Raw genomic sequence first — 19,752 nt, forward strand, 5'->3', positions numbered from 1 at the left:
AGCTGCCAGCCTGCTCGTTGGGTAGCGCGCGTGCAATGAAAGGCCCGTTACTTGCAAAATTTGCAAGTAACGGGCCTTTCATTGCACTACTGGAGGGGAGGGAGACGAGCGGGCAGGGCTTAGTAGACCGGTCCCGTGTACTTCTCGCCCGGCCCCTGCCCGGGTGCGTCCGGCACGGCCGAAGCCTCGCGGAACGCCTTCTGCAGTGACTGCAGGCCGTCGCGCAACGGCCCCGCGTGCAGGCCGAGGTACTCTGCCGAAGCGGTGACCAGCCCGGCGAGGGCGGTGATCAGGCGGCGGGCCTCGTCGAGGTCGCGGTGGGGTGAGCTGGCCGGGTCTTCGTCGGCGAGGCCGAGGCGTTCGGCGCCGGCGGAGAGCAGCATGACGGCCGCCCTGCTGATCACCTCGACGCTCGGGATGTCCTCCAGGTCGCGGACGTCCGGGGAATACGGGGGTTGCTGAACGGGTTCATCTGACACGTCTGGTACCCTTCCACGAGCGACCAGCCCCCGAGCGATCGGGGGCGGCAAGTGGAGCCCCGCTCCCACCCGTGTCACCGCCGCAACACCAGGTGTCCGGGTCCGGTCTCGCCAAAGACGATTTCGGGCGTCTGAGGCGGTGTGTTCGGTTCTGGAGATCGAACACGATCGGAAAGAGTGGGCCCCGCGTACCGGCACGGTACCGGGGCCTTTGGTATGTGGGCACCAGGTCGAAACGGTAGAAGAATTTACCTCGAACCAGGGAGGCCCCATCAGCTCCGAGACACGCATCAACGACCGAATCCGGGTACCGGAGGTCCGCCTCGTCGGACCCGCCGGTGAACAGGTCGGCATCGTCCGGATCGAAGATGCGCTGCGGCTGGCACAGGAGAACGATCTCGACCTCGTCGAGGTTGCTCCTCAGGCACGCCCGCCCGTATGCAAGCTCATGGACTTCGGCAAGTTCAAGTACGAGAGTGCGCAGAAGGCCCGCGAGTCCCGCCGCAACCAGCAGCTCACCGTCATCAAAGAGCAGAAGCTGCGGCCGAAGATCGACCAGCACGACTACGAGACCAAAAAGGGTCACGTGTCGCGGTTCCTGGCCGCCGGCAACAAGGTCAAGGTCACGATCATGTTCCGCGGTCGCGAGCAGTCCAGGCCGGAACTCGGTTTCCGCCTGCTGCAGAAGCTCGCCGACGAGGTGACCGAACTCGGTTTCGTCGAGTCGTCGCCGAAGCAGGACGGTCGCAACATGATCATGGTGTTGGCCCCGCACAAGAACGTGAAGCCGCCCAAGGCCGCGAAGGCTGCCAAGGACGAGTCGACCGAATCGTCCGAGCCGCCCGCCGACGCGTAGCGCCGACCAGCACATGTCGCGGCACACCGGAAAACACCGGTGTGCCGCCGCACGAAAGAGGACATACGTAATGCCGAAGATGAAGACGCACAGCGGGACGTCGAAGCGAGTTCGCGTCACGGGCACGGGCAAGCTGCGCCGCCAGAAGGCCGGCCGCCGCCACCTGATGGAGAAGAAGTCCAACAGGCTCACCCGTCGTCTCGAAGGCACCACCGAGATCGCCAAGAACGACGTCGGCCGCGTCAAGCGCCTTCTCGGCCGCTGACACCCCGCACTTTGTAAACGCCGGGCGCGCCAGCGCGCCCCCAGATCGACAGGATGGACCCAGTGGCACGCGTCAAGAGGGCTGTCAACGCCCAGAAGAAGCGTCGCGCGACTCTCGAGCTCGCCAGCGGCTACCGCGGCCAGCGTTCGCGGCTGTACCGCAAGGCGAAGGAGCAGACGCTTCACTCGCTGAACTACGCCTACCGGGACCGCCGTGCCCGCAAGGGTGACTTCCGCCAGCTGTGGATCACCCGCATCAACGCGGCCGCCCGCGCCAACGGCGTCACCTACAACCGCTTCATCCAGGGCCTCAAGGCCGCGGGTGTCGAGGTCGACCGCAAGATCCTCGCGGACCTCGCGGTCAACGACGCCGCCGCCTTCACCGCGCTGGCCGAGCTGGCCAAGGCGAACGTGAACACCGAAGAGAAGAAGTCGGCCTGACCGGCCACAGCGCTCTTCCGCAACCCGGGGCTGCTCCGTTCACCGAACGGACGCCCCGGGTTGTTGCTGCGCGCAAGCTCACCCGCCGGGCCGAGCGGGAGAAAACGGGCCGGTTTCTCGCCGAGGGCGCGAACGCGGTCGAAGCCGCGCTCGCCCACGACGGCAAGGTGTACGAGCTGTTCGTGACCGAACGCGCCGCCGCGCAGCACGAGCGGTTGCTAGCCACCGCGCACGAGTCGGGCGTCCCGGTTTCGCCGATCACCGACCGCGCCGCCGACGGCCTGTCCGAGACCGTGACGCCGCAAGGCATCGTCGCGGTCTGCGCGCTCGTCGACCGTCCACAAGAGACCGTTCTCAAGCCGGGCGCGAAGCTCGTCGTCGTCCTCGTCGACGTCGCCGATCCCGGCAACGCGGGCACCGTGATCCGGGTCGCGGACGCCGCCGGCGCCGACGCGGTCGTCCTCGCCGGGGACAGTGTCGATCCCCACAACGGCAAATGCGTCCGCGCGGCCGCGGGCAGCCTGTTCCACCCCGCCATCACCCGGATCCGGGACGTCGACGCGGCCTTGAAGTCCTGCTCCGCCGCGGGTCTCCGCACCTTCGGCGCGCACGGCTACGCCGACACGGAACTCGATCAGGTCACCTTCGACCAGCCCGTCGCGTGGGTGTTCGGCAACGAGGCGCACGGATTGCCGCAAAACGTCCTCGACGCCGTCGACCTCGCGGTCAAGATCCCGATGTACGGCCGGGCGGAGAGCCTGAACCTCGCGACGGCCGCGGCGATCTGTGTCTACACCAACGCGATGGCGCCGAACCGGGCTCGCTAACCTACGGATTCCGTTGGCTTACTGGGGGAATCATGGGGCGTATCGCCCGTTCTTTCGCTCTGTTCGGCGCTTCCTGGCGCGTTCTGCGGTCCCGCAAGGAACTCGCGGTCTTCCCGGTGCTGGCCTCCTTCGCGGGACTGCTGGTCGCCGTGGTGTTCCTCGGGAGCGGTTACTGGATCTCCCACACCGAGATCGCCGACCACTCGCGGCTCACTCCCGGTTCGTACGTGATGATCGGCCTGTTCTACCTCGCGGCCGCGTTCGTCACGGTGTTCTTCAACGCCGCGCTCATTTCACAGGCCGACGTCGCGCTGCGCGGTGACGATCCCCGCGTGGCCACCGGGCTGGCCGAGGCGGGCCGCCGATGGCTGCCCCTGCTGGGCTGGGCGGCGGTGACCGCGACGGTCTCCCTGATCCTCCGGGAGATCGAGCAGCGGTTCGCGTTCATCGGTTTCTTCGTCGGCCGGCTGGTCGGTGCCGCCTGGAACCTCGTCACCTACCTCGTCCTGCCGGTGATGATGATCGAGGACGCCGGCGTCCGGCACGGGGCCAAGCGGTCGGCGGTGCTGCTCAAGCAGACCTGGGGTGAGCAGGCCGCCGGAAGGTTCGGCATCGGGCTGGTCGGCGTGCTGCTGACACTGGCCGGATTCGCGGTCTTCATGGGCGCCGGGTTCCTGCTCGGCGGCACCATCACGATCGTCGTCTCCATCGGGATTTCACTCGTGTGGGCGTTCTTGGTCTCCATCCTCTGCACGACGCTGGCCGGGATCTACCAGACCGCGTTGTACCGCTACGCCGCCGACGGCATCGTCCCGGAGGCGTTCGGCAAGGTCGACTTCGCGGGCGCGTTCGCCACCCGCTGACGCCGAAATCGATGGCCCGAGTGCCCGCGACCACGTAGAGTCGCGGGCACCACGCCGTCCGCACCACGACACCAAGGGAGCTCCCATGGAACGCACTGTTCGTTCCAGCACCTTGTTTACGGCGTAAAGCGCGTTCTTCGCACTCGCGAGTGACGGTGTGCCCAGCCCGAGGGTGATCGGGGGCCGCCGTTCGCTGTCCCATAGAATTCAGCAGCTGCTAAACCCATGTGTGCGCTCGCGTGCACCGGACCAGTCCCAGCGGACGCCGAGGAGTTATGTCCGAAGCCAACGACAAGCAGGACCCCCAGGCGGGGGCGCTCGCGCCGGATACGTTGACGGCCGCCGTCAAGCAGGCCGAGACGGATTTCGCGGCCGCGGCGGATCTCGACGCGCTGGCCGCGGTCAAGCCCGCCCACCTCGGGGACCAGTCTCCGCTGCTCCTCGCGCGCCGCGAGATCGGCGCCCTGTCGAAGCAGGAGAAGGCCGAGGCCGGTAAGCGGGTCAACGAAGCGCGCCAAAGCATCCAGGCCGCCTTCGACGCGCGCCGCGCCGTGCTCCAGGTCGAACGTGACGAAAAGGTGCTCCGCGAGGAGACCGTCGACGTCACGCTTCCGTGGGATCGGGTGCCCCGCGGCGCCCGGCACCCGATCGCGACCCTGTCGGAGCGGATCGCCGACGCCTTCGTCGCGATGGGCTACGAGGTCGCCGACGGTCCGGAACTCGAGGCCGAGTGGTTCAACTTCGACGCGCTGAACTTCGGCAAGGACCACCCCGCGCGCCAGCTGCAGGACACGTTCTACCTCGGCGAGGAGGACTCCGGGCTGGTGCTGCGGACGCACACCTCGCCGGTACAGGCCCGCACGCTGCTGCACCGTGACCTGCCCGTCTACGTCGTCTGCCCCGGCCGCACCTACCGGACCGACGAGCTCGACTCCACGCACACGCCGGTGTTCTCGCAGGTCGAAGGACTCGCGGTGGACAAGGGCCTGACGATGGCGCACCTCAAGGGCACCCTCGACGCCTTCGCCCGCACGATGTTCGGCGACAGCTCGAAGACCCGCCTGCGCCCGCACTTCTTCCCGTTCACCGAGCCGTCGGCCGAGGTCGACGTCTGGTTCGAGGAGAAGAAGGGCGGCGCCGGCTGGGTCGAATGGGGCGGCTGCGGCATGGTCAACCCCAACGTCCTGCGTGCCTGCGGCGTCGATCCCGAGGTCTACTCGGGCTTCGCCTTCGGCATGGGTATCGAGCGCACCCTGCAGTTCCGCAACGGAATCCCGGACATGCGCGACATGGTGGAGGGCGACATCAGGTTCACCCTGCCCTTCGGAACGGAGGCCTGAGTGAAGGTCCCAGCCAGCTGGCTGACCGAACACCTCGACGTCGACGAGGAGGTCACGGCCCAGGATCTGGCCGACGCCTTCGTGCGCATCGGCATCGAGGTCGACGAGGTCCGCGCGCTCGAACCGGTCACCGGCCCGCTCGTGGTGGGCCGCGTCGCCGAGATCGAGGAGCTGACCGAGTTCAAGAAGCCGGTCCGTTTCTGCCGGGTCGACGTCGGCGAGTCCGGCGACGACGCTGACGACGCCGAGAAGCCCGACGAGAACATCGACGACGACTCCGATGACGACGAGGGTCCCTTCGAGGACGACGGTCCCGCGGGGATCAGGACCCGCGGGATCATCTGCGGTGCCACGAACTTCGCCGAGGGTGACCTGGTCATCGTCGCGCTGCCCGGCACGGTGCTGCCCGGCGGCTTCGAGATCGGTTCGCGCAAGACCTACGGCCGGCTCAGCGACGGCATGATCTGCTCCGCGAGCGAACTCGGCATCGGTGACGACCACTCCGGCATCCTGGTTCTGCCCCCGAGCACCGCCAGCCCCGGCGAAGACGCGAACAAGCTGCTGGGCCTCGAAGACACCGTCCTCGAGGTGACGCCGACCCCGGACCGCGGCTACACGTTGTCGGTCCGTGGCCTGGCCCGCGAGCTCTCCAACGCGCTCGACGTCCCGTTCGGCGACCCGGCGTCCATCGAGGTCCCGGTGGCCGAGAGCGACGCGTGGCCGGTGCACCTCGAGGACACCGAGGGATGCAAGCGTTTCGTGTTGCGCCGGGTCAAGGATCTCGACGCGACGGCGCCGACACCGTGGTGGATGCGCCGCCGCCTGATGCTGGCCGGGATCCGCTCGATCTCGCTCGCGGTCGACGTGACCAACTACGTGATGCTCGAACTCGGTCATCCGCTGCACGCGTTCGCGACCGGGTCGGTCAAGGGCGATCTGGTGGTGCGCAAGGCGAAACCGGGCGAGAAACTGACCACTTTGGACGATGCCGAGCGCACTCTCGACCCGGACGACGTGGTGATCGCCGACGACAGCGGCGTCATCTCGCTGGCGGGCACGATGGGCGGCGCGTCGACCGAGATCACCCCCGAGAGCACCGACGTGCTGCTCGAGGCGGCGCACTGGGATCCGTCGTCGATCAGCCGGACGGCCCGCCGTCACAAGCTGTTCTCCGAGGCCGCCAAGCGGTTCGAGCGGTACACCGACCCGCAGCTGTGCGCGGTGGCCGTCGAATTCGCCGCGCGCCTGCTGCGTCAGTACGGCGACGGTTCGATCCTGCCCGGCCGCACCGACGAGGGCGGCGTCGAGCCGAACCAGCCGGTGACCATGCCGATCAGCCTGCCCGACCAGGTGGCCGGGGTGCGCTACGAGCGTGGCGTCACCGTCAGGCGGCTCTCTCAGATCGGCTGCAAGGTCAACGTGGGCACGTCCGAGGACGGTACCGCGCTGGTGACCGCGATCCCGCCGAGCTGGCGCGGTGACCTGGTGCAGCCCGCCGACCTGGTCGAGGAGGTGCTCCGGCTGGAGGGCTACGACAGCATCCCCTCGGTGCTGCCCGACGCCCCGGCGGGCCGCGGCCTCACCGACACGCAGCGCCGTCGCCGCTCGGTCGCGCGTGCGCTGGCCGAGGCGGGCTACGTCGAGGTGCAGCCCTTCCCGTTCATCTCGGACTCGGTCTGGGATGCGTTCGGGCTGCCCGAAGACGACGTGCGCCGCAAGACCATCAAGATCCGCAACCCGCTGGAAGCGGACAAGGACCGGATGGCGAGCACGTTGCTGCCCGGGTTGCTGGAAATGTTGCAGCGCAACATTTCCCGTGGCTTCAAGGATGTTTCGCTGTTCCACCTCGGACAGGTCGTGCTGCCCGGGCCGAACCCGATCCCGATGCCGGCGCTCGGGGTGGACCGGCGGCCGACCGACGAGGAGCTCGCGGTGCTGGAGGCGGCTGTCCCGCCGCAGCCGTTGCACGTCGCCGTCGTGCTCGCCGGTCAGCGTGCCCGCGCGGGCTGGTGGGGCGAGGGTGAGCAGGCGAACTGGGCCGACGCGGTGCAGGCCGCCCGGCTCGTGGCGCAGGCCGCCGGTGTCGAGCTGACCACGGCCGCGGCGGACCAGCCGCCGTGGCACCCCGGCCGTTGCGCTCAGCTGCGGGTGGGGCAGTGGCCCGTCGGCTACGCCGGTGAGCTGCACCCGAAGGTCGTCGAGGCGCTCGGGCTGCCGCCGCGCACCGTCGCGATGGAACTCGACCTGGACGCGATCCCGATCCCGGACGACCGTCCGGCGCCGCGGATCTCGGCGTACCCGCCGGTGCTGCTCGACGTCGCCCTCGTCGCCGAAACCGGTGTGCCGTCGGCGGATCTGGCCGAGGCGCTGCGCGAAGGCGCGGGCGAACTGCTCGAAGACATCACGCTGTTCGACTCCTACCAGGGCGAGCAGCTGGGCGAGGGCAAGCGTTCGATGGCGTACAAGCTGCGGTTCCGCGCCGCGGATCGCACGCTGACCGTCGACGAGGCCACCAAGGCCCGCGACGCCGCCGTCGCGGTCGCCGGTGAACGCTTCGGCGCGAGCCTGCGGACCTGATCCGGATCAGCGCGTGAAGGCCCCCTTCCCCCGGCTCGACCGAGGGAAGGGGGCCTTCACACGTCAGGGGATGTGGCAAAGTGAGGACCCGTGCCACGTCCAGACGGTCGCTCCAGCATCCAAGCCATCGCACGTGCCCGGCTGAGCGACGGTTTCGTCGGGCGGGTCGGGGAACGCGAAGGGTTCCGGGAGAATCTGGGGCTCCCGGAGGGCGACCGGCGCCGCCGGTACCTGTTCTCGGTGCACGGTCTCGCCGGGGTCGGCAAGACGTTCCTCCTCGAACAGCTTCGCGGTATCGCCGAAGAGTCCCGTGCCCTGGTCGGGTTCGCGGACGACCGGCAGCAGGATCTCCCGGCGACCCTGGTCAAACTCGCGAAGGACCTCGCGCGCAGCGGCCACGAGATGCGCCGGTTCGAGAAGCGCTACGAGTTCTACCTCAAAGCGAGGGAACGGCTGCACAGCGATCCGCAGGCACCGGCGGCGGGCCGTGCCCTGGTGACGAAGACCGTGGTCAAGGCCGGTCTCGGCGTGGCGAAGACCCTGCCCGGTGGGAGCATCGCCGCCGACGCGATCGACGCGGACGCGACGGCGAAACAGCTCGATCAGCTGCAGAGCTACCTCGCGGCCAAATTCAAGCGGAAGGCCGATGTCCAGCTGCTCCTGGATCCGGCGGAGGAGCTGACCAAGCCGTTCGTCGAGGATCTCTGGCGTCTTCCGGAATCGCGGCAGGTCACCCTGTTCTTCGACACCTTCGAGCGGACCGGGCAGGTCCTGGACACCTGGCTGTTCGACCTGTTCGGCGGTCTGTACGGCGAGCTTCCGCCGAATCTGGTCCTCACCGTGGCGGGCCAGTTCCCACTCGACAGGACGAAGTGGCTTCGGCACGAGTTGCTGACGCGGGAGATCGAACTCCGGCCGTTCACCGAACCGGAGGCGCGCCAGTTGCTCGCCGAGCACGGGGTCACCGACGAGCAGGTGATCGAAGTCGTGCTGCGGCTCACCGACGGGCTGCCCGTGCTGGTGGCCATGCTGGCGCAGGGAAAGCCCGCCGAAGCGGACGCCGTCGGCGATCCCGGCGATGACGCCGTCAAGCGTTTCCTGCGCTGGGTGCCCGACGAGGAGAAGCGTGCACTCGCCGCCGTGGCCGCCCTGCCGCGTGTCCTGGACGAAGACGTCCTCGCCGTCCTGACCGGGCGGGAGTCCGCGGGGGAGACCTTCCGCTGGTTGCGGGAGCTGCCTTTCGTCGGGCGGCGGGAACTCCCGGTGCGCTACCACTCAGTCGTGCGCGGGCCGATGGTGCGGATGGAGCGCGGCCGCTCACCCGCCACGTTCGCCGACCAGCATCGGAAACTCAGCGAGTACTACGAAGGCCGGTGCGCCGAACTCGGCCTCAGCCGCAATCGCGAGGCGTGGAACGACGAACGCTGGCAGCGAAGGAAACTCGAACAGACCTATCACCGGCTCTGCGGTGACCCGGCGGAGGCGCTGCCGGACGCCTTGGTGGGTGCCGCGGAGATGATCACCACCGGCACCGCTCCCGCTCGTGGCTGGGCGCGCATGATGGAGCAGGCGGGCATCGACGCGGACGCGCCCGCCGTCCTGCAGTGGGCGCAACGGCTGGCCACCGCCGTCGGCGACGGTGACGGTCCGCGCGAGATCCCGGTGCTCGACCTGCTCGCCGGCGCCGGGGAATTCGACGCGGCCAGGCTTTCGAAGGTGATCAGGCGGCGTGCCTGGGCCTATGAAGACCAGGACGACTTCGAGGCGGCGAAACGGGACTTCGACCGGGCGCTCGACCTCAACCCCGCCGACGCCTACGCCTGGAGCGACCGGGGAAACCTCTTCCGCAACAAGGGTGACTGGGAACGGGCGCTGGAAGACCTGAACCGGGCGATCGAACTCGATCCCACCTATGCCTTTTCCTGGCGTGGCCGTGGTTCCGCGCGCGCCGCTCTCGGCGATCTCGAGGGCGCGATGGCCGATCTCGACGAAGCCGTCCGTCTCCAGCCCGAGCACGCGTGGGCGTACACCGCCCGGAGCGAGGTGTACGACAAGCTCGGAGAACCCCGGAAGGCGATCGGCGAACTCGACATCGCGATCCGGCTCGATCCCGACTATGCCTGGGCGATCAGTCAGCGAGCGATGCTGCTGTCCGAGCTGGAGGAGAACGAGGATGCGCTCGCCGGATACCGGGCGGCTGTCGCGTTGCGCCCCAAGGGCGTCTACTACCTGACACAGCTCGCGCGGTTCCTCGAGAAGATCGGGGACGCCGACGCCGCCGCGAAAGCCTTCGACGAGGTCGTCATGGTTGACCTCGACAACGCCAGCTCACACGCGATCCGGGCGGGCTTCCACCATCGCGCCGGACGGCACCGGCTCGCGATCGACGGCTTCACCACCGCCATCCGGCTCGACCCGGACTACGAGTGGGCGTGTTACTGGCGCGGGCGGGTGCACGACGACCTGGGTGATCGTCAAGCGGCGCTCGCCGACTTCGAGCGGGCGATCGAGCTGGTCCCCGAGGACGCCGAGAACCATTTACGGCGCGGGATGGCGCTGGTCCTGCTGAAAAAGCCCGGCGATGCGCTGGAGGCGCTGAACCGCGCGATCGAACTCGCGTCCGCCGACGAATGGGTGCACACCTGGCGAGCGCTGGCCCACCGGGCCTTGGACGACAACACGGCCGCCCTCACCGAAATCGACGCCGCCCTCGCGGCGAGTCCGGAGTTCGCCTTCTTCCATACCACCCGGGGTGACATTCTCGCGGACCTGGATCGTCACGGGGAAGCCCGGACCGCGCTGGACGAGGGCGCACGCCTGGGTCAGGACGAGGGCTACGCCTACTACCGGCGAGCCCGTCATCGTCTCCTCTTCGGCGATTTCGCCGGTGCCTTGTCCGATGTGGACAGCGCGCTGGCCGACGGCCACGACGAGAGCGGCCGCGTCCTGCGCGCGGAGATCCATCGCCGGGCGGGGGAGTACGCGGAAGCCGTCCGGGAACTGCGCGAACTGGTCGTCCTCCACCCCGACGACGTCGAGTACCGAGGGAACCTGGGAGAGGCCCTGCTGTTCGCCGGGGAGACGGACGAGGCGATGCAGGTCCTGAGTCCCGTCGCGCCGGAATCCTCCTGGGCCCACAACCTCCTCGCGCTGGCCTGGTTGAAGACCGGGCGGACCGAAGAGGCCGAGCGGCGTTTCAGCGAGTCCCTCGAAGAAGCCGTCGTCTCGTCCACGGCCGACCCTCACGACTGGGACGCCAAGGCCCAGCCACTGTTCTATCTGCTGGCCCTGGGCCGTGCCGGAGAGGCGAAGCGTGCTCTCACGGACGTGATGGCGGAGGGGCCGCCTTCGGAGGTGCGGCTGGACCTCCTCCGTGACTTGAAGGAGACGGGCGAGCTGCTGCCCGGGCTCGACGAGGTGATCGGAGAGCTCATCGCCCTCGTTCCGAGGCCGGTGCTCAACCGCCCAGATGCTTGAGCGCCTCCCTTCTGGACAAAGTGGACAGTGCCGGATGCGCGGTGACGAACGCGCGCACCCAGTCCGGCTCGGTCTTCGCGTACTCGCGGAGCGCCCAGCCGATTCCCTTGCGCAGGAAGAACTCCCTGTCGTCGATGTTCGCCTCGACGGCGCGGGTGAGGAGGTCGGTGTCCGTGCCGGTCTTGGCGCCGACCTGGCAGATCACCGCCGTGCGGCGGCGCCAGAGGTCCTCGTCGTACGCCCAGGTCAGCATCAGCGGGGTCACCGTCTCCGGTTCCGCCCGCAGGATCGGCCCGACACGGCGGATGGCGACTTCGTCCACATAGTCCCACCACGCTCCGGTCACGATCATCTCCTCGTACAGTCCGAGCAGATCGCTGTCCTGCCAGCGAGCATAGGCACGGTGACCGGAAAGGTCGATGGCCGCGTACCGCTCTTCGCGGAATTCCGCTTCACGCCACAAGGTGAGCACCGCGGTGGAGAAGCTCACTCGATCGGGTAGCGGATGTTCGGTGAAGAGCCGCTTCAGCAACGGCGCCCGCGCGGGTTTCTGCACCCCGAGGTACGGCATCTCCTACTTCATGTACGCCCGCATCGCCGGCGCCTTCGCGGGATCGGCCAGTCCGGCCAAACCGTTGCGAACCGCCGAAACCAGGCTTTTCGCCTCGTCCACTCGCGCTCCTCTCCCCGTGGGTGCGGCGAGCGTACGACAAAGGACCGACAAGACTGATATGCCCGGAACGGGGCACGGGATCCCGACTAAAGAGGGATGGCGGGCGACGTGTCGGTCAGCGAGATTGAAGCCGGTTCTCGGTAGCTTCGGCCCGACCGGGTCGAACGCGGACGAAAAGGAACACATGAAGAAATTCGTTGCCGCCCTGGCGGTCGCGGGGATCGGCGCCGGCACCATGGCGCTCGCTCCCTCCGCCACGGCCGCCTCGGCGTCGGACTTCGATCCGAAGCCCATCTCCTGGGGAGCCTGCACCCGTCCGAGCCTGGTGAAGGCCGGCGCGGAATGCGGCTCCCTCGAGGTCCCGTTGGACTATGCGAAGCCCGGCGGGGAGAAGGTCTCGATCGCCGTCTCGCGGGTGAAGCACAAGTCCGCCCAGTCGCAGGGCGTCATGATCGTCAACCCGGGTGGTCCCGGCGGTTCCGGTCTCGGCCTGTCGACCCTCGGACGCGCCGTCCCCAAGAAGGCCGGTGAGGAGTACGACTGGATCGGCTTCGACCCGCGTGGGGTGGGGGAGAGCAAGCCGTCGCTGACCTGCGATGGCAACTACGCCTCTTACAACCGCCCGCAGTACGTGCCGACCACGCGCGCCCTCGAGAAGGCGTGGTTCGACAAGGCGAAGGGCTACGCGAAGGCGTGCGCCAAGAACGGCGCGATCCTCGAGCACATCAAGACCATCGATGTCGCGAAGGACGTCGACAGCCTGCGCAAGGCGCTGGGCGAAAAGCAGATCAACTACTACGGCTTCTCCTACGGCACCTACCTCGGCCAGGTCTACAGCACGCTGTTCCCGCAGAACGTGCGGCGGATGGTGTTCGACGGCACGGTCGACCCCCGCGATGTCTGGTACAAGGCGAACCTGAACCAGGACATCGCCTTCGACAAGAACATCAAGACCTACTTCGGCTGGCTCGCCAAGTACGACGACGTCTACCACCTCGGCAAGACCGCGTCCGCGGTCGAGAAGCTGTGGTACGCCGAGCAGAAGAAGCTGTACGACAAGCCCGCGGGCGGCGTCATCGGCGGTTCCGAGTGGACGGACATCTTCCTGCAGGCCGGTTACTACGTCTTCGGCTGGGAGGACATCGCGAACGCGTTCTCCGGCTGGGTGCACAAGGCCGACTGGCAGACCTTGAAGGGTCTGTACGACGACTCCAACCCGCCGGGCCAGGACAACGGGTACGCCGTGTACGCGGCCGTGCAGTGCACCGACGTGGCGTGGCCGCAGAACTGGAACCGCTGGAAGTTCGACAACTGGGTCACGCACTTCCGGGCGCCGTTCGAGACGTGGGGCAACGCCTGGTTCAACGCGCCTTGCCTCAACTGGCCCGCGAAGGCGGGCAAGCCGGTGGAGATCGACGGGCGCAAGGTGCCCGGCATCCTGCTGGTCAACGAGGAGAAAGACGCCGCGACGCCGTATCCCGGCAGCCTCGAGATCCGCAAGCGCTACCCGAACTCCAGCCTGATCAGCGCGCCCGGCGGCACGACGCACTCGGGTTCGTTGTCCGGTGTGTCCTGTGTGGACGACAAGATCGCGGACTACCTGCTGACCGGGAAGCTGCCCGTGCGGAAGCCGGGCAACGGCTCGGACGTGCAGTGCACCCCGGTGCCGCAGCCGGTTCCGGCCCCGGCCTCCGCTGCGCCCAAGTCCGATGTGCCGTCTCCCGCGGCTGAAGTGAAGAAGGAGGCGCTGGCTCAGGCGCTGCCTTTCTGAGCCTGGTCGCTTTCGGGATGCTCTGGTGCCCCGCTTCGGATCCGTTCCGAAGCGGGGCTTTTCCTTTCGGTGCGGGTGGTGGGCTGAAGGGGACTTTCCCCGCATGTCACGCGGTGAAGGGCGCTTTCCCTGCATCGCATGCGGGGAAAGTCCCCTTCAGCGCGCCTGGTCGCGTGCCGTGACCGGCACCCTTTCGTCCCGGACGGTGCTCAAAGGACCGGTCATCCACCGTCCGGTACCGATTTCCCGTCGCCGCGCCGGGGAATTGTCGGGGCCGCCCGTTAGCGTCCCCGGCATGACCATCGTCGAAGAGCACCGGACCGAGATCCGCGTGCAGGACACCGTTTATCGCATCGAGGTCGCCGCCCGTGAGGGTGGCGGCGCGGCCGGGGAAGACCGCTGGGTGACCGTCATGGTCGGCGGAGCCGGACCGCAGGAGGAGCCTGTCGCCGAAGGCAGGCTCGACATCGACGCCGACGCCGTACCGGCCTTGGCGACCGTCCTTTCCGACACGCTGATGGCGTTCGCCGGGCGGAGCACCGGCCGCCGAAGATCGGCCGACCGTCCCGCGCATCAGGGCCTTCCCTGGTCCGAAGAGCTGGACGCCGAACTGGAAAGCCGTTGGCTGGCCGGGGAAAGCGTCGAGGAGATCGCGCGGCGGTTCGAACGATCGCCGGGCGGGATCCGGGCCAGGCTCCCCAGGGTCGGCTGCGACCCGGAGCGCCGGGGCGCGTATCTCCCGATCCCGCCGAGCAGACGAGAGGCAGGTGAACTCGGCTGAACCCGGGCGGCCGCGAGGGCTTGTGTTCTCGCGGCCGCCGTCAGTCCACTGTGGACGCCGTCGCGCGGTTCGCTCGCGCCGCCATCTCCCGGAGGTGGCCGATCAGTTCCGGTGGTTCGTGCACGGTGAACTCGCAGCCGAGCCCCAAGAGCCGGAACGCGAGCCAGTCGAGGGTGTCGGCGCCCGCGTTCAGGACGCAGGTCTCGTCGTCGACCGGTTCGACTTCGCCGACGGCGTCCCCGATCGCGGGGGCGATCTGGTTCATCGGCGCGTGCAGGGTCACGCGTGCGCTGTAGGTGGGAAGGAGGCTGTACATCCTGTCGGTGACATAGGCCGCCACGTCGTCCGCGGGAGGTTGCCGCGGGGTGGCCCGGCCGCCGGTCGCCCGCGGGCCGGAGATCCGGTCCGCACGGAAGATCCGCCAGTCGTCGCGGTCGAGGTCGTAGCCGAGGAGGTACCAGCGGCGCCCGGCCGAGACGAGCCGGTGCGGTTCGACGTGTCGCCGGGATTCGGTCCCGTCGCCCGTCCGGTAGGCGAACCGGGTCCGTTCGGTGTTCGCGATCGCGCCGGCGAAGACGGTGAGGTGCTCCGGGTCCACCGAGGGGCCGGTGCCGGGCAGTGGCACCGTCGCGGCGCCCAGCGCGCCGACGCGATAGCGCAGTCGCGAGGGCAGCACTTGCTCGAGCTTCGCCAGCGCCCGCACCGAAGACTCCTCGATCCCCGAGATCGCCTGCCCCGCGGCACCCCGCAGACCGACCGCGATCGCGACGGCCTCCTCGTCGTCGAGCAGCAAGGGCGGCATCGCCGCGCCCGCGCCCAGCCGGTAGCCGCCGTCGGAGCCTCGTGACGCCTCGACGGGGTAACCGAGCTCACGCAGCCTGTCGATGTCGCGCCGGATGGTCCGCTGGCTGACCTCGAGCCGCCCCGCGAGCTCGCTGCCGGGCCACTCGCGCGGTGTCTGCAAGAGCGACAACAGGCTGAGCAACCGGGCGGGCGTGTCTGTCATGCGGCAAGGATGCCCCGTATAAGGGACAGAGGATGACCTGGTTCGGGTGAGCCGCACGACTTTGTTTGATTGAACTTGCACCGCTGTGCATAATCATTCGTATGACGGTGAAGATCGCGGTTGCCGGAGCCAGCGGGTACGCGGGTGGCGAACTCCTGCGCCTGCTGCTGACCCACCCGGAAGTCCAGATCGGCGCGCTGACCGCGGCCAGTTCCGCGGGGACGCCGCTCGTCCGGCACCAGCCGCACCTCGCGCCGCTGGCGGACCGTGTCCTGCTGGAGACGACCCCGGAGACCCTGGCCGGGCACGACGTCGTCTTCCTCGCCCTGCCGCACGGCCACTCCGGGGCCATCGCCGCGCAACTGGGCCCGGACGTCCTGGTGGTCGACCTCGGCGCGGACCACCGCCTCGCGGACGCGGCCGACTGGCAGCGCTGGTACGGCGGTGACCACGCCGGACAGTGGCCGTACGGGCTCCCCGAACTCCCCGGCGCCCGCGAGCGCCTCGCCGGGGCCAAACGCGTCGCGGTCCCGGGCTGCTTCCCGACCGGCGGTTCGCTCGCCCTCGCCCCGGCCTTCGCCGCGGGCCTGATCGAGCCGGAGGTCAACGTCGTCGCCGTGACCGGGACCTCGGGCGCGGGCAAGAGCCTCAAGCCGAACCTCCTCGGTTCGGAGGTGATGGGTTCGGCCACCGCGTACGGCGTCGGCGGAGCCCACCGCCACACTCCCGAGTTCGCGCAGAACCTCTCGGCGATCTCGGGGGAGCGGGTCAAGGTCTCGTTCACCCCGGTGCTGGCCCCGATGCCGCGCGGGATCCTCACCACGGCGAGCGCCGCGCTCAAGTCCGACTTGGACGCCGACGGCGCTCGTGCGGTGTACGAAAAGGCCTACGCCGCCGAGCCCTTCGTCCAGTTGCTGCCTCCGGGGCAGTGGCCGTCGACGGCCTCGGTGGTCGGTTCGAACAACGTCCAGCTGCAGGTCACCGTCGACGCCGACACCCGGCGCCTGATCGTGGTCGCGGCCATCGACAACCTCACCAAGGGCACCGCGGGAGGCGCCGTCCAGTCGATGAACCTCGCGCTCGGCCTCCCCGAAACCACCGGACTACCGACCGTAGGAGTCGCTCCGTGACCGTCACCCAGCCGAAGGGATTCCGTGCCGCGGGCGTCGCCGCCGGGATCAAGGCCGAGGGCAAGCTCGACCTCGCGCTCGTCGTCAACGACGGGCCGTTGCAGGTCGCGGCCGGCGTGTTCACCCGCAACGTGATCAAGGCCGCGCCCGTCCTGTGGTCGCAGGAGGTGCTCAAGCAGCGGCGCCTCAAGGCCGTCGTCCTCAACTCCGGCGGCGCGAACGCCGCCACCGGTCCCGGCGGTTTCCAGGACACCCACAAGACCGCCGAGAAGGTCGCCGGGCTCTTCGAGGCGGGCGCGATCGAGGTCGCGGTCTGCTCGACCGGCCTGATCGGTGAGCGGTTGCCGATGGACGCGCTGCTTTCCGGCGTGGACACCGCCTTCGGGGCACTCGGGACCGGCACCGAGTCCGCTCTCGACGCCGCCACCGCGGTCATGACCACCGACAGCAAGCCGAAGCAGGCCGTCGCGGAGCACGAAAGCGGCTGGAGCGTCGGCGGGTTCGCCAAGGGTGCCGGAATGCTGGCCCCGAACCTCGCGACGATGCTGTCGGTCCTCACCACCGACGCGGTCGTCACGCCCGACGTCCTCGACAGGGCCCTGCGCGCCGCCACCGGCGTCACCTTCGACAGGCTCGACGTCGACGGCGGCACCTCCACCAACGACACCGTGCTCGTCCTCGCGTCCGGCGCCAGCGGCGTCGAACCGACCGAAGCCGAACTGACCGAACTGCTCACCGCCGTCAGCCTCGACCTCGTGCTGCAACTGCGCGCGGACTCCGAAGGCGCGACCAAGCACGTCGACGTCACGGTCACCGGCGCGGCGAGCACGGCCGACGCCATCGCCGTCGGCCGGACGATCGCCGAGGACAACCTGGTCAAGACCGCGCTGTTCGGTTCGGACCCGAACTGGGGCCGGATCGCCATGGCGCTGGGCCGGGTACCCGCGGAGATCGATCCGGAGAAGGTCGCCATCACGATCAACGGTGTCACTCTGTTCGCCAAGGGCACCCCCGCTTCGGACCGCTCCGAAGCGGACCTCTCGGGCCGTGACATCCAGATCGTCGTCGACCTCGGCCTCGGTGAAGGCGAAGCGACGATCTATACGACCGACCTCTCGCACGCCTACGTCGAAGAGAACAGCGCGTACTCGTCATGAGCCCTTCCGAATCCACGGTCCCTGCGGACGAGCGGCTCGCGACGGCCGCCGAGAAGGCCGCGATCCTCATCGAGGCGCTGCCCTGGCTGCAGCGTTTCCACGGCGCCACCGTCGTGGTGAAGTACGGCGGCAACGCCATGATCGACGAGGGCCTCAAGCAGGCCTTCGCCGAGGACATGGTGTTCCTGCGCATGGCCGGGCTGCGGCCGGTGGTGGTGCACGGCGGCGGCCCGCAGATCACCGCGATGCTCAACCGGCTCGGCGTCGAAGGCGAGTTCAAGGGTGGCCTGCGCGTCACCACCCCCGAGACGATGGACATCGTCCGCATGGTGCTGACCGGCCAGGTCAGCCGCGAACTGGTCGGGCTGATCAACGCGCACGGTCCCTACGCGGTCGGCATCTCCGGCGAGGACGCGCGGCTGTTCACCGCCGAGCGCAAACAGGCCACTGTGGACGGTGAGCCGGTCGACATCGGGCTCGTCGGCGAGGTTTCCGAGGTCAACCCGGACGCGGTGCTCGACATCGTCAACGCGGGCCGGATCCCGGTGGTGTCCACCGTGGCCCCGGACGTCGACGGCGTCGTGCACAACATCAACGCCGACACCGCCGCCGGTGCGCTGGCCGCCGCGCTGGGCGCGGAGAAACTCGTCGTGCTCACCGACGTCGAAGGCCTCTACGCCAACTGGCCCGACCGCGGTTCGCTGGTCGACCGGATCCGCGTCGACAGGCTCGAAGCGCTGCTGCCCGGTCTCGCCAGCGGCATGATCCCGAAAATGGAGGCCTGCGTGCGCGCCATCCGCGGCGGCGTCCGCCGCGCGCACGTGATCGACGGCCGCATCGCCCATTCGGTGCTGCTGGAGGTCTTCACCTCCCGCGGCATCGGTACCATGGTCTTCCCCGAAACGGAGCTCCCGTGACCACGTCCGAGTCCAATGTAGACGGCCAGGAACGCTGGAAGGCGTCCCTCATGGACAACTACGGCACCCCGGCGCTGACCCTGGTCCGCGGCGAGGGCGCGAAGGTCTGGGACGCCGACGGCAAACCGTACATCGACCTGCTGGGCGGGATCGCGGTCAACGCGCTGGGCCACGCCCACCCCGCCGTGGTCGCCGCCGTCTCCGAACAGGTCGCGAAACTCGGGCACACCTCGAACCTCTACGTGAACCCGGTGGTCGTCGAGTTCGCCGAAGCCATCCTCGACGTCGCCGGCCTGTCCGGAAACGCGAAGATGCTGTTCGTCAACTCGGGCGCGGAGGCCAACGAAGCCGCGCTGAAGCTGAGCAGGCTCACCGGTCGCGAGAAGATCGTCGCCTGTGAGGGTGCTTTCCACGGCCGCACCATGGGCGCGCTGACGCTGACCGGCCAGCCGTCGAAACGCGACCCGTTCGCACCGCTGCTCCCGGGCGTGACCCACGTTCCTTATGGTGACGTCGACGCGCTTCGCGCCGCGGTGGACACCGACACCGCGGCGGTCTTCCTCGAGCCGATCCTCGGGGAAGCGGGTGTCGTCCCGGCGCCGGACGGCTACCTCCAGGCCGCGCGGGAGATCACCAAGGCGACCGGGACCCTGCTGGTCCTCGACGAAGTGCAGACCGGCATCGGCCGCACCGGCGCGTGGTTCGCCTTCCAGCACGCAGGCATCGTCCCGGACGTCATCACCCTGGCCAAGGGCCTCGGCGGCGGCCTGCCGCTCGGCGCGGTCATCGGCGTCGGCGCGGCGGGCGACCTGATGAAGCCCGGCCAGCACGGCACCACCTTCGGCGGCAACCCGATCTGCTGCGCCGCCGGGCTCGCCGTGCTCAAGACCATCGCCAAGGACAACCTGAACGACCACGTTTCCGCGCTGGGCAAGGACATCGCCTCTCGCGTCGAAGAGCTCGGCCACCCGCTGGTGGCCGGGGTCCGCGGGGCCGGGCTGCTGCTCGGCATCGCGTTGCGCGAACCGGTCTCGGCGGCGGTCGCCAAGGCCGCGCAGGAGGCGGGCTACCTGGTCAACCCGATCGCCCCCGACACCATCCGGCTGGCACCACCGCTGATCCTGAGCGCCGACGAGGCCAACGGATTCCTCGAAGCCCTTCCCGGGGCGCTCGATTCCACCACCACCTAGGAC

Annotated in this window: 16 protein-coding genes and 1 pseudogene; 14 read left to right on the plus strand and 3 right to left on the minus strand. The window is 69.1% G+C overall.

Annotated elements, in window-relative coordinates; genetic code table 11:
- Positions 1-119: 119 nt before the first annotated feature.
- Positions 120-479 (minus strand): DUF1844 domain-containing protein, encoded by a 360-nt coding sequence (locus ACLJRM_RS31060; RefSeq protein WP_005163289.1) that lies wholly within the window; start codon positions 477-479, stop codon positions 120-122.
- A gap of 211 nt (positions 480-690) precedes the next feature.
- Between ACLJRM_RS31060 and infC the strand changes: the two genes are divergently transcribed.
- The 8 genes from infC (at position 691) to ACLJRM_RS31100 (ending at position 11,124) form a co-directional block, all read left to right on the plus strand.
- Complete coding sequence (infC, locus tag ACLJRM_RS31065; RefSeq protein ID WP_410665084.1) at positions 691-1,335, plus strand: translation initiation factor IF-3; 645 nt, start codon at positions 691-693, stop codon at positions 1,333-1,335.
- A 70-nt stretch (positions 1,336-1,405) separates the two neighbouring features.
- On the plus strand, positions 1,406-1,600 hold the full coding sequence (rpmI, locus tag ACLJRM_RS31070) for a 50S ribosomal protein L35 (protein WP_005163285.1): 195 nt from the start codon (positions 1,406-1,408) through the stop codon (positions 1,598-1,600).
- Positions 1,601-1,662: 62 nt separating this feature from the next.
- Entirely contained in the window at positions 1,663-2,040 is a 378-nt protein-coding gene (rplT, locus tag ACLJRM_RS31075) for a 50S ribosomal protein L20 (RefSeq protein WP_005163284.1), read from the plus strand.
- On the plus strand, positions 2,037-2,867 hold the full coding sequence (locus ACLJRM_RS31080; protein WP_410665085.1) for a TrmH family RNA methyltransferase: 831 nt from the start codon (positions 2,037-2,039) through the stop codon (positions 2,865-2,867). The genes rplT and ACLJRM_RS31080 overlap by 4 nt, the downstream gene beginning before the upstream one ends.
- A gap of 32 nt (positions 2,868-2,899) precedes the next feature.
- A complete protein-coding gene (locus ACLJRM_RS31085) occupies positions 2,900-3,730 on the plus strand; it encodes a DUF6159 family protein (RefSeq protein WP_410665070.1) in 831 nt (276 codons plus the stop codon).
- A 275-nt stretch (positions 3,731-4,005) separates the two neighbouring features.
- The gene (pheS, locus tag ACLJRM_RS31090; RefSeq protein WP_410665071.1) at positions 4,006-5,070 is read left to right on the plus strand and encodes a phenylalanine--tRNA ligase subunit alpha; all 1,065 of its coding nucleotides are present in this window, start codon (positions 4,006-4,008) and stop codon (positions 5,068-5,070) included.
- On the plus strand, positions 5,071-7,647 hold the full coding sequence (gene pheT, locus ACLJRM_RS31095; protein WP_410665072.1) for a phenylalanine--tRNA ligase subunit beta: 2,577 nt from the start codon (positions 5,071-5,073) through the stop codon (positions 7,645-7,647). It begins immediately after the preceding gene.
- A gap of 90 nt (positions 7,648-7,737) precedes the next feature.
- On the plus strand, positions 7,738-11,124 hold the full coding sequence (locus ACLJRM_RS31100; RefSeq protein ID WP_410665073.1) for a tetratricopeptide repeat protein: 3,387 nt from the start codon (positions 7,738-7,740) through the stop codon (positions 11,122-11,124).
- On the opposite strand, the pseudogene ACLJRM_RS31105 reads toward ACLJRM_RS31100, so the two are convergent.
- Positions 11,105-11,797: pseudogene (locus ACLJRM_RS31105) on the minus strand (DNA alkylation repair protein). The gene ACLJRM_RS31100 and the pseudogene ACLJRM_RS31105 overlap by 20 nt on opposite strands.
- A 184-nt stretch (positions 11,798-11,981) precedes the next feature.
- Between ACLJRM_RS31105 and ACLJRM_RS31110 the strand changes: the two are divergent.
- Both ACLJRM_RS31110 and ACLJRM_RS31115 read left to right on the plus strand, forming a co-directional pair.
- Positions 11,982-13,568, plus strand: a complete 1,587-nt coding sequence (locus ACLJRM_RS31110; RefSeq protein ID WP_101613287.1) for an alpha/beta hydrolase — start codon at positions 11,982-11,984, stop codon at positions 13,566-13,568.
- A 295-nt stretch (positions 13,569-13,863) separates the two neighbouring features.
- A complete protein-coding gene (locus tag ACLJRM_RS31115) occupies positions 13,864-14,349 on the plus strand; it encodes a helix-turn-helix domain containing protein (RefSeq protein WP_101608762.1) in 486 nt (161 codons plus the stop codon).
- 40 nt (positions 14,350-14,389) lie between these two features.
- Here ACLJRM_RS31115 and ACLJRM_RS31120 read toward each other — a convergent pair whose 3' ends face one another.
- Positions 14,390-15,355 (minus strand): helix-turn-helix transcriptional regulator, encoded by a 966-nt coding sequence (locus ACLJRM_RS31120; protein ID WP_410665074.1) that lies wholly within the window; start codon positions 15,353-15,355, stop codon positions 14,390-14,392.
- A gap of 101 nt (positions 15,356-15,456) precedes the next feature.
- On the opposite strand from ACLJRM_RS31120, the gene argC reads away from it, so the two are divergent.
- Genes argC through ACLJRM_RS31140 form a run of 4 tightly spaced genes read left to right on the plus strand, consistent with a single transcriptional unit; the run spans position 15,457 to position 19,749 of the window.
- Positions 15,457-16,485 carry an N-acetyl-gamma-glutamyl-phosphate reductase gene (argC, locus tag ACLJRM_RS31125; protein ID WP_101608760.1) on the plus strand — a complete coding sequence of 343 codons (1,029 nt, stop codon included), beginning with the start codon at positions 15,457-15,459 and terminating at the stop codon, positions 16,483-16,485.
- Positions 16,482-17,642, plus strand: a complete 1,161-nt coding sequence (gene argJ, locus ACLJRM_RS31130) for a bifunctional glutamate N-acetyltransferase/amino-acid acetyltransferase ArgJ (protein ID WP_101608759.1) — start codon at positions 16,482-16,484, stop codon at positions 17,640-17,642. Before argC ends, argJ begins: the two co-directional genes overlap by 4 nt.
- Positions 17,639-18,559, plus strand: coding sequence for an acetylglutamate kinase (argB, locus tag ACLJRM_RS31135; protein WP_101608758.1), 921 nt, complete (start codon positions 17,639-17,641; stop codon positions 18,557-18,559). The genes argJ and argB overlap by 4 nt, the downstream gene beginning before the upstream one ends.
- Entirely contained in the window at positions 18,556-19,749 is a 1,194-nt protein-coding gene (locus ACLJRM_RS31140; RefSeq protein WP_101608757.1) for an acetylornithine transaminase, read from the plus strand. The genes argB and ACLJRM_RS31140 overlap by 4 nt, the downstream gene beginning before the upstream one ends.
- Positions 19,750-19,752 lie beyond the last annotated feature (3 nt).

This window comes from Amycolatopsis sp. lyj-84, from assembly GCF_046549075.1.
GTDB lineage: Bacteria > Actinomycetota > Actinomycetes > Mycobacteriales > Pseudonocardiaceae > Amycolatopsis.